The organism is Flagellimonas allohymeniacidonis (assembly GCF_004296335.1).
In the GTDB taxonomy this organism is placed as follows: domain Bacteria; phylum Bacteroidota; class Bacteroidia; order Flavobacteriales; family Flavobacteriaceae; genus Flagellimonas; species Flagellimonas allohymeniacidonis.
In genome coordinates this window covers 171,359-186,023 of record NZ_SGIU01000002.1, presented here as the reverse complement: position 1 = coordinate 186,023, position 14,665 = coordinate 171,359, and the positions used below count along the sequence as shown (strand labels likewise).

General features: G+C 42.1%; 16 protein-coding genes. 14 read left to right on the top strand and 2 right to left on the bottom strand.

What is annotated here, in order from left to right; translation table 11 throughout:
• Positions 1-26 precede the first annotated feature (26 nt).
• Positions 27-1,565 (bottom strand): hypothetical protein, encoded by a 1,539-nt coding sequence (locus EW142_RS09140; protein ID WP_130613015.1) that lies wholly within the window; start codon positions 1,563-1,565, stop codon positions 27-29.
• 190 nt (positions 1,566-1,755) lie between these two features.
• On the opposite strand from EW142_RS09140, the gene EW142_RS09135 reads away from it, so the two are divergent.
• The 14 genes from EW142_RS09135 (at position 1,756) to EW142_RS09070 (ending at position 14,282) form a co-directional block, all read left to right on the top strand.
• A complete protein-coding gene (locus EW142_RS09135; protein WP_130613012.1) occupies positions 1,756-2,868 on the top strand; it encodes a LytTR family transcriptional regulator in 1,113 nt (370 codons plus the stop codon).
• 132 nt (positions 2,869-3,000) lie between these two features.
• Complete coding sequence (locus EW142_RS09130) at positions 3,001-4,614, top strand: glutamate synthase-related protein (RefSeq protein ID WP_130613009.1); 1,614 nt, start codon at positions 3,001-3,003, stop codon at positions 4,612-4,614.
• An 11-nt stretch (positions 4,615-4,625) separates the two neighbouring features.
• Positions 4,626-5,876: a cation:proton antiporter gene (locus EW142_RS09125; RefSeq protein WP_130613006.1), complete on the top strand. Its 1,251-nt coding sequence runs from the start codon at positions 4,626-4,628 to the stop codon at positions 5,874-5,876.
• A gap of 8 nt (positions 5,877-5,884) precedes the next feature.
• Positions 5,885-7,837, top strand: coding sequence for a thiamine pyrophosphate-binding protein (locus tag EW142_RS09120; RefSeq protein WP_130613004.1), 1,953 nt, complete (start codon positions 5,885-5,887; stop codon positions 7,835-7,837).
• 1 nt (position 7,838) lies between these two features.
• Complete coding sequence (locus EW142_RS09115; protein ID WP_130613001.1) at positions 7,839-8,051, top strand: hypothetical protein; 213 nt, start codon at positions 7,839-7,841, stop codon at positions 8,049-8,051.
• Entirely contained in the window at positions 8,051-8,458 is a 408-nt protein-coding gene (locus EW142_RS09110; RefSeq protein WP_130612998.1) for a hypothetical protein, read from the top strand. The genes EW142_RS09115 and EW142_RS09110 overlap by 1 nt, the downstream gene beginning before the upstream one ends.
• Complete coding sequence (locus EW142_RS09105) at positions 8,458-9,489, top strand: Rieske 2Fe-2S domain-containing protein (RefSeq protein ID WP_130612995.1); 1,032 nt, start codon at positions 8,458-8,460, stop codon at positions 9,487-9,489. Before EW142_RS09110 ends, EW142_RS09105 begins: the two co-directional genes overlap by 1 nt.
• 3 nt (positions 9,490-9,492) lie before the next feature.
• On the top strand, positions 9,493-10,281 hold the full coding sequence (locus EW142_RS09100) for a hypothetical protein (protein ID WP_130612992.1): 789 nt from the start codon (positions 9,493-9,495) through the stop codon (positions 10,279-10,281).
• A 1-nt stretch (position 10,282) separates the two neighbouring features.
• On the top strand, positions 10,283-10,729 hold the full coding sequence (locus EW142_RS09095; protein ID WP_130612989.1) for a YHS domain-containing (seleno)protein: 447 nt from the start codon (positions 10,283-10,285) through the stop codon (positions 10,727-10,729).
• 55 nt (positions 10,730-10,784) lie between these two features.
• Positions 10,785-11,438, top strand: a complete 654-nt coding sequence (locus EW142_RS09090) for a LysE family transporter (protein ID WP_130612986.1) — start codon at positions 10,785-10,787, stop codon at positions 11,436-11,438.
• A gap of 8 nt (positions 11,439-11,446) precedes the next feature.
• The gene (locus EW142_RS09085) at positions 11,447-11,932 is read left to right on the top strand and encodes a DinB family protein (RefSeq protein ID WP_130612983.1); all 486 of its coding nucleotides are present in this window, start codon (positions 11,447-11,449) and stop codon (positions 11,930-11,932) included.
• A complete protein-coding gene (locus EW142_RS09080) occupies positions 11,920-12,645 on the top strand; it encodes an NRDE family protein (RefSeq protein WP_130612980.1) in 726 nt (241 codons plus the stop codon). The genes EW142_RS09085 and EW142_RS09080 overlap by 13 nt, the downstream gene beginning before the upstream one ends.
• Positions 12,645-13,688: an ATP-grasp domain-containing protein gene (locus EW142_RS09075; RefSeq protein WP_130612977.1), complete on the top strand. Its 1,044-nt coding sequence runs from the start codon at positions 12,645-12,647 to the stop codon at positions 13,686-13,688. Before EW142_RS09080 ends, EW142_RS09075 begins: the two co-directional genes overlap by 1 nt.
• On the top strand, positions 13,689-14,282 hold the full coding sequence (locus EW142_RS09070) for a hypothetical protein (RefSeq protein ID WP_130612974.1): 594 nt from the start codon (positions 13,689-13,691) through the stop codon (positions 14,280-14,282).
• Here the strand turns inward: EW142_RS09070 and EW142_RS09065 are convergent.
• Positions 14,279-14,665, bottom strand: coding sequence for a DUF2721 domain-containing protein (locus tag EW142_RS09065; protein ID WP_130612971.1), 387 nt, complete (start codon positions 14,663-14,665; stop codon positions 14,279-14,281). The genes EW142_RS09070 and EW142_RS09065 overlap by 4 nt on opposite strands.

The following is a 14,665-nucleotide window of genomic DNA, read 5'->3' as shown; positions in this document are numbered from 1 at the left end:
CCCCCCCTAAAGGGGGTTTTAGGGTACTAGTTCGAATTACCACTTCCTAGGGTTGGGCTATCATCGGCAAACCAATCATCTGAAGTTTTGCCTTTGCCATCATATGCAATGCTGTAACCTACGGGAACATTTGGGACATATCCTCCAGCATTCCAGATGCCAGCTTCGACCGCAACAGATTCGCGTGCATTCCCAGAGGCACCCCATTGTACAAAGCTTCGGATGTTCTCCGCATTGCCAAATCCGTCATTATTGGCATACAGGCCAAGACCTCCTGCATCATCTGGAGCTTCCAAGGTGACCGGAGTAAGCACTAGGAATTCACCCGGAGCCAAATTCAAGTTACCATTGACAATTGTGGTCATGGCAGCATCTCCCACTCGGAAATATTTGCCTGGACCAAGACACATCCAGTAATTGGAGAGGTCCACGGTTTGATTACCATTGTTATAAAGCTCAATGAGGTCATCAACCAAGTATTCCACTTCGTTGATCACTATGGAGCGAATTTCAGGAGCGGTGAAAATGTTAGCTTCTCCAAAAGTAGTCGTGGTCGTTTCTGCCCAGTCAGAAGCACTAATACCTTCTCCATCATAAGCTATGCTGTAATTTGCATTGCCCACAACGTTTACATATTCGCCCTCGTTCCAGATTCCGGCCTCGACAGCAACATTTTCCCTCGGACTTCCAGCAGCTCCCCATTGTACAAAAGAGCGGATGTTTACTGCATCACCAAAACCTGCATTGTTGGCGTAAAGACCGATACCTCCTTGGGCATTGGGCATGTCGTAAGCGACACTCAAAAACTCTCCAGGTGATAAATTCAATTCACCTTCAGTTTCCAGGTCTCCAACTCTTCTGTAGGTGCCAGGACCTAGGCAAAGAAAGTAATCGCTAACATCTACGGATACGTTACCGTTATTATAGAGTTCAATATAATTTCCGAGATAAGCCACTTCGTTCAGAATTATGGATCGAATAAGCTCAGGTTCCGTAAATTCATTTTGTGCTCCCAAAGTAGTTGTTCCTGTTTCATCCCAATCTGAAGCTGCCTCCCCATCGCCATCATAAGCAATTGAGTTGGCTGCTATGCCCAGTACAGGTACAAATTCGCCCTCTGTCCAAATATTTGCTGCTGCGGCCACATTTTCACGGGCGCTTCCAGCCGCTCCCCACTGTACAAAGTCTTCAATAGTGTTCGGATTGGTGAAATCAGAGCTATTTCGATACAACCCCAATCCTCCTTCTGCCTGAGGCATATTGTAGTTGACCACCAAAAATTCATTTGGAGGGAGGTTGGTGTTCCCTTCCGTTTCCAAATCCCCAATCCTGCGGTAAGTACCAGGGCCAAGGCAGAGAAAATAATCGCTTAAATCAACATCGATATCACCATTATTGAATATCTCTACCGAACCATCCAAATAGGCCACCTCGTTTAAGACTACCGATGCTTCACCAGTTTCAACTGGTGGATTTGGATCATCGTCAGTTGATCCGTTAAAATCGTCCTCCGTACAACTCCATGCTGTGAGCAGTAGAGCGGAAATAAAAACATACTTTTTCATTTTTTCTTTTTTAGGTTTAAATACGGCACAAATCAACATCCAACAGCGCTCTATATCATTAAAAAGGTGGGCGAAAGGGAATTTTGGGCTTTAAAAGGGAACAAAAAGTCCATGATCTGGGGAAAAGAGGTTTTCTGAAAATCAAAAACTTATCTTTTATATTAGCCGAAAAAGAACTTCAGCCTCAAAAATGCGCAAGGACAGACTTTACTTTTTCACCTTTTTGGCAATCACTGCCATTTTTATTCTTATTGCTGGGATTGCAATACGGTCTTTTATTAAGGTTAGTGCCAATCAGTTGTTGGAAACCCAGTTGGAGGCCAGTAAAAGGGAAGCCAAAGAAGTGGCTACACTCATTGGATTTCAATTGGCCAGTGGAATGGACAAGGACGAAGTGATTCGAAATGTTCAGGAAAGTATTGAGAATACAGATACCGAAAATGGATTTATCTGCATGTTCGATTGGTCTGGAAAGGAAATATGCCATCCCGATGTTACAAGGGTGGGAGAACAAGTAAGTCCCAATCAATCGTCTGTATCTTCTGTGAATGGGGCCATGACCTCGGAGGATTTTTATGATCTATTGACCAATAAAAGAACGTTTGGAGGCATACGCGACTTCGGAAACGATGGGCAAGATTCAGAGATTATCTACTTGTACCCTGTGCCCAATTCAGATTGGATTATAGGAGCGCATGCAAACGTGAAGAGAATTTCCAATCAGATCAGCGGGCTTCGCAATAAATTCTATACCATATTTATTATCATGGGATTTGCCATTATACTCTCATCTGTGATTATGGTTCGACTTATAGGAAGTTCCTATGAGAAACGATTGGAAGCCAAAAACCAAAGATTGGAAGATGAGGTGGTGAATCTGGCAAAATTGAACAAAGATTTGGATGCCTACCAACAGAAAGTTATTGAAGCCAAGCCCCAAACGCAAAAATCCAAAACAGAAAAAGGGAAAAAACGTATCCTTACCTATGTTCGGAATGAGCTTAAACCCATCTCTACCGATGACATCGCCTACATCTTTATGGAAAGTACCATTACCTATGTGGTCTGTTTTGATGGGAGTCGTTCTACAACGAACCTAAGCTTGGACGAACTGTTCTCCAATTTGGATGAAACCCATTTTTATCGAGCCAATCGGCAATTTATTGTTGCGATTTCAGCGATTGGCAAGATTATTAAATATGGTAATAATCAGCTTAAGATTCTTGTGAATCCGAATTCTGAGGTTGATATTATTATTAGTAAAAATAGGGCAGCTGAGTTCAAACAATGGTTGAATTCATGAATATCCTTTGAAATTCTTCCGCTATCATTTTCAGCGGTTAGTTATAATACCGTAACTTACTCTTGTAATGAATATTAATAGGGTTCGACCTATAGTTCATCACAACCTCTTTAAGTAAATAGCTAACCGTATATGTCTACCAATTTGATTGAAATTGCCAAAATTTCAAACCTTCAAGAAAAAGTACCTTCCTACGCCCTAGTTAAAAATACCGATTTGGTCATCATCAAGCACGAAAGTGGAATTTCCGTTTTATATGGAAGGTGTCATCATCGTGGTGCCCTTCTTGCGGATGGCCACGTAGATGGAAAAAACTTGATATGTGGAGTACATGGATGGGATTATCGGTATGATACCGGTATCAGCGAATATAACAACGATGAGCAACTACATAAATTTCAAGAGCATGTGGATGGTGATTCGTTGTTTGTTGATGAAAATGAAATAGCTGCATTTGAAGCGGAACATCCACAGCCTTTTGATCGTGAAGCGTATTTGGGCACCTATGCCGATACCCACCCAGAGGATACAGAGCCCTATACGGACTACATTAAAGAATTAGCTCGAAACGGCCTAAAAAATTTGGGGCATCATGGTTTTTCAGCATCAATGGGTGTTGACCGAAATACCCTGCCGAAATGGAATGACATTCAGTTTTTACCCGCCCAATTAGCAACGCGTCCACTTTTAGACCACGAGGAAGTTACCACCAAGGTAGTAATCGGACCAAAGGCCAAAAAGCCGCTGGTTTTGGATATTCCTCTTTTCGTAAGTGATATGAGCTTTGGAGCATTATCTCGCGAAGCGAAAATCGCGCTATCGAAGGGTGCGGAAATGGCAGGCACCGGAATCTGTTCTGGGGAAGGGGGTATGCTGCCCGACGAACAAAAAAACAATTCCAAATACTTTTATGAACTCGCATCTGCCCAATTCGGCTTTAGTTGGGATAAACTTGATAATGTGCAGGCCTTTCACTTTAAAGGAGGACAAGGTGCTAAAACAGGTACTGGAGGCCACCTACCTGGAAACAAGGTAAGCAAGGAAATTGCGGAAGTAAGAGGCCTTGAGGAAGGTCAAACTGCAATTAGTCCGGCTACCTTTCCCGATTTTCACGGTGTGGAGGATTTTAAGTCCTTTGCCGAAAAAGTTCGAGAACGAACAGGTGGAATCCCTATTGGATTCAAAATAGCCGCAAGCCATATCGAAAAAGATATTCAGTTTGCAGTCGACGTAGGGGTGGACTATATCATTTTGGATGGACGCGGCGGTGGAACCGGCTCTGCCCCGACGATTCTTAGAGACAATATTAATGTCCCCACAATTCCAGCATTGGTGAGGGCAAGAAAATATTTGGATAAAATCGGAGCTAGCGATATCACCTTGGTAATCACTGGTGGCTTACGAATCGCTGAGGATTTTGCCAAAGCCATGATGCTGGGTGCAGATGCCATTGCGGTATCGAATGCAGCGATTCAAGCAGTAGGATGTTTGGGCATGAGAGCTTGCGGAAGCAATAACTGTCCAGTGGGCATCGCTACCCAGAAAGAACATTTGAGAAGTCGATTGATTATTGATGCGTCTGCAAAACAGTTGTCCAACTTTTTTATGGCGACCAATGATTTGATTAAGGTAATTGCCCGTTCTTGCGGCTATGATGATGTTTCTAAATTCAATTTTGAAGATTTATCAACCTTTAAAAAGGACATGCATGATTTAACTGGAATCGACTATGCGGGGGTACGTTAAAACCAAAGGGCATGTTTAAAATTTTTACGGGTATCGTTGCACTTTCCTCCTTGTTGAGTTTTGCCAACAAAAAGCTGTTAAAATTACCAGATACCATTGGCGTAACGGTATTGGCCATTGTCGCTTCCATCCTCATTGGCTCTTTGAACTTCATTGACAAAGACATTTTTACTAGTGTTTGTGCCATTGTGGAACAGATTGATTTTCGTACGATCCTTTTTGATTTTCTATTAAGTTTTCTCCTTTTTGCGGGATCTATTCATGTTCAGGTACATAGCCTTATCAAGGAAAGAGGGCCTGTTCTTGTTTACGCCTCATTGGGAGTGTTGATTTCTACCTTTTTGATTGGGACCGTCTTTTTCTATGCTGTTATGCTTTTTGGTCTTCATATCGATTACATCTACTGTTTGGTTTTTGGGGCTTTAATTTCGCCAACAGACCCCATTGCGGTCTTAGCCCTTTTAAAGAAAGCGGGAGCTCCCAAGGATATGGAAATCAAAATTGTTGGAGAATCCCTTTTTAATGATGGGGTGGGCATTGTTGTTTTCATTTCATTACTTTCCATTGCCACTATGGTTGGAGGTCATGGCGTAGAACCATCTCACATACTTCTTGAGTTTGCTCAAGAGGCATTGGGCGGGGTAGCGATGGGTTTTGCCCTAGGTTATTTGGGACGATTTTTCCTAAGAAATATCTATGAAGCGCCTGTGGTTGCAGTTCATATTTCCTTGGCGCTGGTCATGGGAGGATACTGGTTGGCGTCCGTACTTCATATTTCTGGAGCACTGGCGATGGTGGTCACCGGTTTGCTTATTGGGGACTATTTGCACAAATCATGCAAAAGCGAACCACTTAAGGAAAACATGAATGTTTTCTGGAAGGTATTGGACGAGATCCTGAATGCCATCCTTTTTGTTTTGATAGGCTTGGAGATTGTAAGTCTTGACTTTAAAATGAACTATCTTCTGGTGGGCTTCTTGGCGATACCTATTGTTCTGATGTCCCGGTTTGTTTCAGTCTTTCTTTCCAACGTTTTTTTGAAAAAAGGGCATAGGAGCGATAGAAAGAAAGTGGTTATCTTGACATGGGCAGGTTTACGCGGAGGAATTTCAATCGCCTTGGCCTTGACCCTCCCGGAGGGAGAGTTTCGTGAGATTTTAATATTCGCCACCTACACCGTGGTGGTATTTTCAATACTGGTTCAAGGGTTGACCATAGATAAAGTGGTAAAAAGACTTTTGACTAAACAAACAACACATTAAGTAAGGACATGGCATCAGAAAAGATAGTGTGGTATAAAGTTCTGGACAATAAAAAAGAACTTCCTGAAGGAAGGGTAAAGACCGTGACGGCCGCCCATAAAGGAATTTGTTTGACCCATTTCGAGGGAAAATTTTCCGCTTTGGATAACAAATGCCCACATCAAGGTGGGCCTTTGGGAGAAGGGTCAATAGAAAATGGAATGCTTCGATGTCCATGGCATGGGTGGGATTTTCATCCCTGTACCGGACTGCCACCAGGAGGTTATGATGATGGTGTGGAAACTTTTGAAGTAAAGGAAGAGGACGATGCTATTTTTATAGGATTACCAGAAGAAGACCAACACGAAACTACTGTGTCGGATATTATGGCAGAGACCATGGTCAACTGGGGTGTGACCAAGGTTTTTGGCATGGTCGGCCATTCCAATTTGGGATTTGCCGATGCTATGCGAAGACAGGAAGAAAAAGGAAGATTAAATTTTTATGGTATCCGGCATGAAGGTGCAGCAGCCTTTGCAGCTTCAGCCTATGGTAAACTGACCGGAAAGCCCGCGGCCTGTTTTTCGATTGCCGGTCCTGGAGCTACCAATATGTTTACAGGCATGTGGGATGCCAAAGTGGATAGAGCGCCACTCTTGGCCTTAACGGGACAGGTAGCCACCCAGGTAGTGGGTACCGGAAATTTTCAAGAAGTAGATTTGGTACAAGCCTTCGGAAGTGTTGCAGAATTCAATCATAGGGTCCAAAGTGATAGCAAGCATGCAGAGTTGATGTCCTTGGCCGTAAAACATGCCATTTTGAAACGGGATGTCTCCCATTTGACTTTTCCTGATGAGGTTCAAGAACGAAACACAAAACCGGAGGAAAAACCGCAAACTCCGGAAAAAAGGATTACCTCCCTAGAAATTGCTCCTCCAAAACAAGCAGCGGAAGATGCCATAGCTTTACTAAAAAAAGCAAAACGACCGCTTATTGTTATGGGCCATGGGGCTAGGAATCATAAAAAGGCCGTTGTGCAATTTGCGGAGAGCCTTAATGCTGCCGTGGTTACCACCTTTAAGGGCAAGGGACTGATTCCTGACAACCACCCCTTGGGAGGAGGAGTTTTGGGCCGAAGCGGTACACCCATTGCATCTTGGTTCATGAATGAAGCTGATTTATTGGTGGCTTTTGGAGCATCATTTTCGAACCACACAGGAATCACATCGAAAAAACCGATTATCCAAGTCGATTTTGACCCCTTGGCCTTGAGCAAGTTTCACCAAGTTGAGGTAGCCGTCTGGGGAGAAATTTCAAGGACTTTGGAGATTTTTGAGAATGAATTAAAAGGAAATATCAACACCTTTGATCAAACCCAGGAAATCGCAGAACGTTGGGACATTTGGAAAAAAGAAAAGGCCAAAAGACTTTTGGAAACGTCCGATACTGGAGTGAGTTCCATTGCCGTTTTTGAAGCTATGAACCAATTAACACCAGAAAATGCCGTGATGTGTGTTGATGTCGGAAACAATGCCTATTCCTTCGGAAGGTATTTCGAATCTAAGGAGCATGATTTTTTAATGTCTGGCTATTTGGGTTCTATTGGTTTTGCCTTGCCAGCATCAATTGGAGCGTGGACAGCGGTTGGTGCTTCGCGACCAGTAGTTGCTGTTGCAGGAGATGGCGGATTATGTCAATATCTTGCTGAAATCACCACTTTGGTCAAATACGAAATGCCGGTAAAATTGATTGTATTGAACAATCATGAGTTGGGCAAAATTTCTAAGGAACAGCGTGCTGGAGAATTTGACGTTTGGAAAACTTCCTTATCCAATCCAAATTTTTCAGAATTTGCACAATCTTGCGGTGCTTGGGGACACCGTGTGGAAAAAGAAAAGGATTTGACGAAAGCTATGGAGGCGCTTTTCAATCAAAAGGGTCCTGCGGTGCTAGAAGTCATCACTGATGTTAATTTAATATAATATGCAAACCATAGTACAGGCCTTTATTATCGCACTGGAAATTTATTTTTTGGCAGGATTGGTATTCGGGTTGATTTTCCTTTTTTCCGCAAAGCGCATCGATCCCTTATTGGGAAACAGCAAAAAAAGGGTCCGATTTCTTTTATTTCCTGGGGTGGTAGCTACCTGGCCTTTTTTACTGGGCAAACTTTTCAATTCCAAAACGGTTAACTGATGGACGCAAAGCTTCGGAAGCGACATAAAATTATTTGGATTGTCCTAGCACCAGTATTGATGGTGCTACTCATTTGGGTTGCTAAGGACTTGGGGTTTTCCCAAAACAGTGAAATAGTTAAGTTGGAAACAACTTCATCCACAGCCATGGCCAAGGCGGAAAATGAAAAAGTCTCAGCAGTTCTTCTCAATAATCAAGAAAGAAGCATTTTAGAAATCGTAGTAAAATCTCCGTTGAGATCCACATCCTCAGTGGTTTTTGCTTTGACGGGCACGCAGGAAAGAGAAACACTGTTGGGTCAGCTGGAAGGTGTTGGTTCCTATTCGTTTCAGGTAGAGGAAGGTGTAAAAGGGATTATCATTAAGGACCCTATTAAGAAACAAAGTATTCTAAAATTGGAATTTTAATGGGATTGGATTACAAATTGGTTCTCTGGAACAAGCACAAAAAAACCTATGATAAGCTTATCGCTTTGGGCATGGTGGTCTATTTGGTTCTTTTTGTGATGCTTACCCTGGTTTTCAACCCTGAAGGTACAGCGGAGACCATGATCATTCGGGCATTTGGTTCGTTGGCCATTTTAATGTTGCACATCATATTGATCATAGGACCCCTGTCTAGGTTGAACCCAAGCTTCCTACCTCTTTTGTACAATCGAAGACATTTAGGGGTAAGCATGTTTTTGGCCGCATTGATTCATGGAGCTTTTTCCATAATTCAATTCCATACCTTGGGCAATGTCAACCCCATATATTCCATTTTTACATCGAATATGGATTATGGCTCCTTGACGAACTTTCCCTTTCAGGTGTTAGGATTTTTGGCACTGTTGATTCTATTTTTTATGGCTTCCACCAGTCATGATTTCTTTTTGAAAAATCTTTCACCATCAGTTTGGAAAGGACTCCACATGATGGTTTACCTAGCCTATGCCTTGATTTTACTCCATGTCTTTCTGGGAGCCTTTCAACAAGAAACCTCAATGGCTACGACAGGCATCTTGGTGATAGGTTTCTTTTTGGTGGCGGGGCTTCATATTAGAGCCGCCCTAAAAGAGTCAAAGGTGGATGCCTTTAAGGGAGAAATAGATGCTAATGGTTGGCTTAAGGTATGTCTTGTGGATGAGATAGATGAGAATCGCGCCAAGATATTTACCGTTGGACGCGAGAGAGTGGCAATCTTTAAATATGATGGAAAATTATCTGCAATTCACAATGTATGCAAACATCAAGGGGGACCATTGGGAGAAGGAAAGATTGTGGATGGATGTGTGACCTGTCCCTGGCATGGATATCAATATTTGCCACATAATGGTCAATCTCCGCCTCCCTTTACCGAGAAAGTGGCCACCTATGAGCTACGGTTAGAAAGTGGAATGGTCTATGTTAATCCTAGAGGATTGGACGAAGGAACCGAAGTTGAACCCGTTAAATGCTAGAAATTGGGAGATAAGGATGAATTTTATATCGGCTACGTAGATTCTGTAGGGAAGAACACCAGAAAGTCGATAAAAGTATTTGTTTTAGGTGCTTTGGGGACCTTGATCCTGGGTGCTTTTTTGTTCGGCTTTTTCCAAAGACCTGCCAGCAACAGCAGTTTTGATTTTGATACGGCAACAAAGGTTTCAGGAGTTTATCATGAAATGCCCTATCCCATGCTTCGGGTGGCATTGGAAAAGGATGTTCATAAGAACATTTTATTGTTGGGGTTTGGGAAGTTTGGCGCCAATCCCTATTTGAAGGACATTTGTAAAAAGGAGGGGACGCTAGAAGGAATGCAATTAACGATAGAGGGGAATTTGATCTACTACAACGGAAAGACCCTTCTACAGATTGATGACAGTCAGAAAATTTCACTTACAAACTCAAGTAAAAAGAATCCGATTTCAAAAGAAGCCCTGGGAAAAAAGATCTTGGAAGGGGAGATTGTTGATCCTAAGTGTTATTTTGGGGTAATGAAACCGGGCTATGGAAAAATTCATCGGAGTTGTGCCTCCCTTTGCATTTCAGGCGGAATACCCCCAGTTTTGGTAACTTCGGATGAAAATGCAATCTCAGACTACTTTTTATTGACGGATTTGAAAGGAAATCCGCTCCATAAAGACATACTACCATATATCGGGCAACCTTCCCAATTACAAGGTGAGGTCGAAAAACTTGAAGATTGGCATGTTTTGCGAATCGATGTTACTGAAATAGAAAAACTAAATAAAGAATCCTCAATCTACTAAAATGAAAAAGATATTTGTACTAGCATTCTTATTGATAAGCGCCTTAGGCTCTGCCCAAGCGATAGATTACAACACAAAAAAAGGTTATGTCGCCAATGGCTATGACGTTGTCGCTTATTTCGATGGACAGGCAGTTGAGGGCAACAACACCTTTAGTGCTGCCCATGATGGAGTTGACTACAAGTTTTCTTCACAGGAAAATCTGGAGAAATTTCAATCCGACCCCGAAAAATATGTTCCCCAATATGGCGGCTATTGTGCTTATGCAGTGGCAACTTCTGGAAAGAAAGTAAATGTAAATCCCGAAACTTTTGAAATTAGGGACGGTCAGCTTCTGCTATTTTACAATGCCGGAAAAACGAACACCTTGCAGCTTTGGTTGAAAGAATCACCAGAAAAACTTAAACTAAAGGCCGATCAAAATTGGGAGGAAGTAAAGCTCAAGTAAACATAATTTACTGATAAGCTTGTATCCATTTTGAAGTGTGATTTTTATAGGGTTGATGAAAAAAACGGCTAAAGTTCTTCTTGCAGGTTTGTTGATCAGTTTTCTGGGCGCGTTGCCTTTGGGGACGCTCAACGTGACTGCATTCGATATAGCAGCTTCCCAAGGATTGTTTTCTGCTTTTTGGTTCGCTGTGGCCGTGGTTTTAGTGGAACTGCTCGTGGTTCGATTGACCATATACGGCAATGAAAGGTTTCAACTTACCACACGATTCACCAATTACCTATTTGCTTTCGGAATTATTTTTCTGGCCTATCTCGGTATTTCAAGTTTTATGGAGGCCGCCCAAGTTTCGGAAGTGGGTTCGAAAGCTAAGCTATTGCCAAAAATCAATTCTACTTTTGTTTTGGGACTTTTACTTAGTGCTTTGAATCCCCTGCAGATTCCTTTTTGGATGACCTGGACCAAGGTGCTTTCCTCCAAAGGAATTTTGATGAAATCAAAAACATCGTACAACTTTTATTTATTGGGAATCGGTTCAGGAACGCTGATTGGGCTTGGGATTTTTATTTCCTTGGGCAAATATGTTTTTACCGATTATGAAAAATACAGTACAGTCACCAATTCGTTATTGGGTCTGCTGTACCTTGGTTTTTCTTTCTATCTTTTATTTCTTTTACTAAAAAAACGTCTTAACCTTAAACTTCAATAAACATACCTATGTTCATTTCTTCAATACATACAATTGAACAATTCAAACAAATATTGTTGGAGCTTCCCCAAGAAGTATATGCCAAATCCTGTGAGGTATTGTCCAATTCAAGTATCGGACAACATACCCGTCATATCATTGAGCTATATCTTTGTCTTATTCAAGGTTATGAATCAGCTGATGTCTCCTATGATCGAAGGGAAAGAAACTTGAAAATAGAACAGGATCCTGCATTTGCCATACAACAGCTCGAACGCATTCAAAATGAACTTGAAAAACCGAACAAGGAGGTGAAAATTACCTATGAACTTGGAGGAAATGAGGCGGTTTTGGATTCCAATTATTTTAGGGAGGTGATGTACAACCTGGAGCATACCATCCACCATCATGCCCTGATCAAAGTTGGGATCAAACACTTAACAGATTTACAGCTACCGGAATCGTTCGGCGTAGCCCCATCAACTTTGCAATATCGAGAAGCATGTGCACAGTAAGTTTCATAGCACATAATGATTCCTATTTCATCACGTCTAATCGCGATGAACATATTTCACGTCAGAAGGCGTACGCTCCCAAGGAGCAGAACATAAATTCGGTTCGGGTTGTGTTTCCGCAGGACCCCAAAGCTGGAGGAACCTGGTTTGCCGTCAATGAATACAATCAGGCGGCAGTACTTTTAAATGGTGGTTTTGTAAGGCACGAATCCAAAGGTCCGTATGCAAGAAGTAGGGGATTGGTACTCTTAGAGATCATAGGTTCCAAAAATCCGTTGGCCATAATTCAGGAAATGGATTTGGAAAACATTGAACCCTTTACGGTAGTGATTTTTGCAGATGGACGACTGGTGGAATCGCGATGGGACGGTAGCAAGAAACATTTCTCAATTTTAAACCCTGAACAAAGCTATATCTGGTCCTCCGTCACATTATATGATGACGACGCAATTCAGACAAGAGAGGAACTTTTTTCGAAGTTTGTTGAAGAACATAAGACCGTGACGCCCTCAAGTATTGTGGATTTTCATTCCAATAATCACAATGACTATGAGAATGGATTTGTAATTGATAGAAAAACGGGTTTAAGAACCTTCAGTGTTACACAGGCCATTTTGAAATCTTCCGAAGTAACACTGAAACACTTTGATCTTTTAGGAGATAAAAGATATCTGGTTGACTTTTCATCCAATAAATTGGAAACTTCGCTGTAATGGATTCTTGGAGGCTTCGATGGCACAAACTGACGCATTGGGAATATTGGCCACTTTGGGCCATTTACTACCCGCTTTTTCCGGTTTGGCTATATTACTCCATTAAAGCCCGCTCCTTTTTTTTCTTTAATGCCGCTAATCCGACGATGAAAAATGGGGGAATGGCCATGGAATCTAAAATGGACATCTATAACATGATTCCAAATGAGCATATCCCAGAAACGCTGTTTGTTGCCAAGGATGAAGCTCCCGAACTTGCTTTGGAAAGGATTTTGAATAAGGGCATTGGGTTCCCTTTTATTGCAAAACCCGACATTGGCATGAAGGCCTTCGGAGTTGAAAAAGTAAATAATAAGGAAGAATTTCAAAAGTATTTTCAACGGAGTCCCGAAAATTTCTTGGTTCAAGAATTAATTCCTTTTAACAAGGAAATGGGCATTTTTTACGTACGCAGACCCGATGAGGTCAGGGGAAGAATAACCGGAATTGTATCCAAACAATTTCTTTCTGTTATGGGGGATGGTAAAAGCTCGGTGCTTCATCTTATAAAAAAAGATGCAAGAAGCCATTTTCAACTTAAAGCACTCAGAAAGAAGTTCGGGGAATCCTTGAACAAGGTACTGGCCTCCGGTGAGGAATTTATATTGGTGCCTTACGGAAGTCACACCCGAGGTGCCAAATTTATCGATGATACCCATAGAATCAATAAGGAGCTTACCGATATTATTGATGGAATTTGTTCAAAAATCGAGGGGTTTCACTATGGAAGACTCGATGTACTGTACAATTCGTTTGCTGAACTTACCGAGGGAAAAAACTTCAGTGTTATCGAAATCAACGGAGCAGGGGGCGAAGCCACACACATCTATGACCCTAGACATTCAATTTTCTTCGCCTGGAAGGAAATAACCAGACATTGGGGCTACCTAAATGAGATTAGCATCATGAACCATAAAATGGGGCACTCCTATCTTAGTTTTAGGGACGGACGCGCCATGTTGAAGGCAAACGGGCAGCTTGAGGCACAATTGAAACTCATTTGAATGAACATAAAGCCACTTGTTTTTTTACTCGCATTGGCGATGTCGATACCAGTTTTATCATGGGGTCAAAATACCGATGGTACAACTAAGAAGACGGATTTAGGCGTTTCCATTCAAGCTTATCCAGCTGGCTTCATCCCGACTATCAATCTAGAGCATTTTTTAGGTGAAGACACTTCTTTGCTTTTTAGACTTGGGGGAAACTTTACCGACCGCCAAGATTTTAGTGATGTAAATGTTTCGGAAGAAGGAGAAGGTTTTGGAGGCTCTGTGGGCTATAGAAAGCACTTTCCTTCAGGAAAGGGAAGCTTTATTGCTGGTCTTAATTTGGATATATGGAGTTTGAACATTGACTGGACCGATGACTTTCAAGAGTCTCCAAGTGGTCCTGTGACCCGAATTTCAGGAAGTACCTATATCTTGGTTCTCCAACCTTGGTTGGAAGGGGGGTATTTTCTTCCGATAAAAAACACCAAATCGCAAATTGGCCTCACTTTGGGCTTCGGAAGGGAAATCAATGTGATCACTAGTGGCGATGAGGTCGCCCAGGGATTTATTGGAAGCATTTCCCTGCAATACCAATTTTCGCTCTAAAAGTGCTGTTTAAACTGGTCTTGTTTGATTCGAACTGCTCTAAAGGCATAAATGATTAAGAGAAGAAGAGCTGCCAGGGCACTTATAATACCAATCCCTGAAAAATAAAGCGGTATTTGCCCTTCCATAAGGTGAGTGTTTTCGTAAAGACCTGCAATCAATCCGGAAATCACAAAGAAGGCCACGGAAACGTACAGAAAAACCATCGCATAGTTCAAGAGCTTCAATTGTCTTAATTTCCGTTCCAGCAAATCCAGATAATTGGCTTGTTCCACGATTAATTCCTTAATCTCATTGCTCAGACCGAGCAACAGATTTGAAGTGGACATCAAAAGCAATCCAATTCCGGGGACAATGGTAATGGGAACATACCAACCTTCCAT

Coding starts and splice junctions, on each gene's coding strand:
- EW142_RS09140 (WP_130613015.1), bottom strand. CDS start 1,565: ATGAAAAAGTATGTTTTTATTTCCGCTCTACTGCTCACAGCATGGAGT.
- EW142_RS09110 (WP_130612998.1), top strand. CDS start 8,051: ATGGACGCAAAGCTTCGGAAGCGACATAAAATTATTTGGATTGTCCTA.
- EW142_RS09115 (WP_130613001.1), top strand. CDS start 7,839: ATGCAAACCATAGTACAGGCCTTTATTATCGCACTGGAAATTTATTTT.
- EW142_RS09125 (WP_130613006.1), top strand. CDS start 4,626: ATGTTTAAAATTTTTACGGGTATCGTTGCACTTTCCTCCTTGTTGAGT.
- EW142_RS09070 (WP_130612974.1), top strand. CDS start 13,689: ATGAACATAAAGCCACTTGTTTTTTTACTCGCATTGGCGATGTCGATA.
- EW142_RS09130 (WP_130613009.1), top strand. CDS start 3,001: ATGTCTACCAATTTGATTGAAATTGCCAAAATTTCAAACCTTCAAGAA.
- EW142_RS09080 (WP_130612980.1), top strand. CDS start 11,920: ATGTGCACAGTAAGTTTCATAGCACATAATGATTCCTATTTCATCACG.
- EW142_RS09090 (WP_130612986.1), top strand. CDS start 10,785: ATGAAAAAAACGGCTAAAGTTCTTCTTGCAGGTTTGTTGATCAGTTTT.
- EW142_RS09085 (WP_130612983.1), top strand. CDS start 11,447: ATGTTCATTTCTTCAATACATACAATTGAACAATTCAAACAAATATTG.
- EW142_RS09065 (WP_130612971.1), bottom strand. CDS start 14,665: ATGGAAGGTTGGTATGTTCCCATTACCATTGTCCCCGGAATTGGATTG.
- EW142_RS09105 (WP_130612995.1), top strand. CDS start 8,458: ATGGGATTGGATTACAAATTGGTTCTCTGGAACAAGCACAAAAAAACC.
- EW142_RS09120 (WP_130613004.1), top strand. CDS start 5,885: ATGGCATCAGAAAAGATAGTGTGGTATAAAGTTCTGGACAATAAAAAA.
- EW142_RS09075 (WP_130612977.1), top strand. CDS start 12,645: ATGGATTCTTGGAGGCTTCGATGGCACAAACTGACGCATTGGGAATAT.
- EW142_RS09095 (WP_130612989.1), top strand. CDS start 10,283: ATGAAAAAGATATTTGTACTAGCATTCTTATTGATAAGCGCCTTAGGC.
- EW142_RS09135 (WP_130613012.1), top strand. CDS start 1,756: ATGCGCAAGGACAGACTTTACTTTTTCACCTTTTTGGCAATCACTGCC.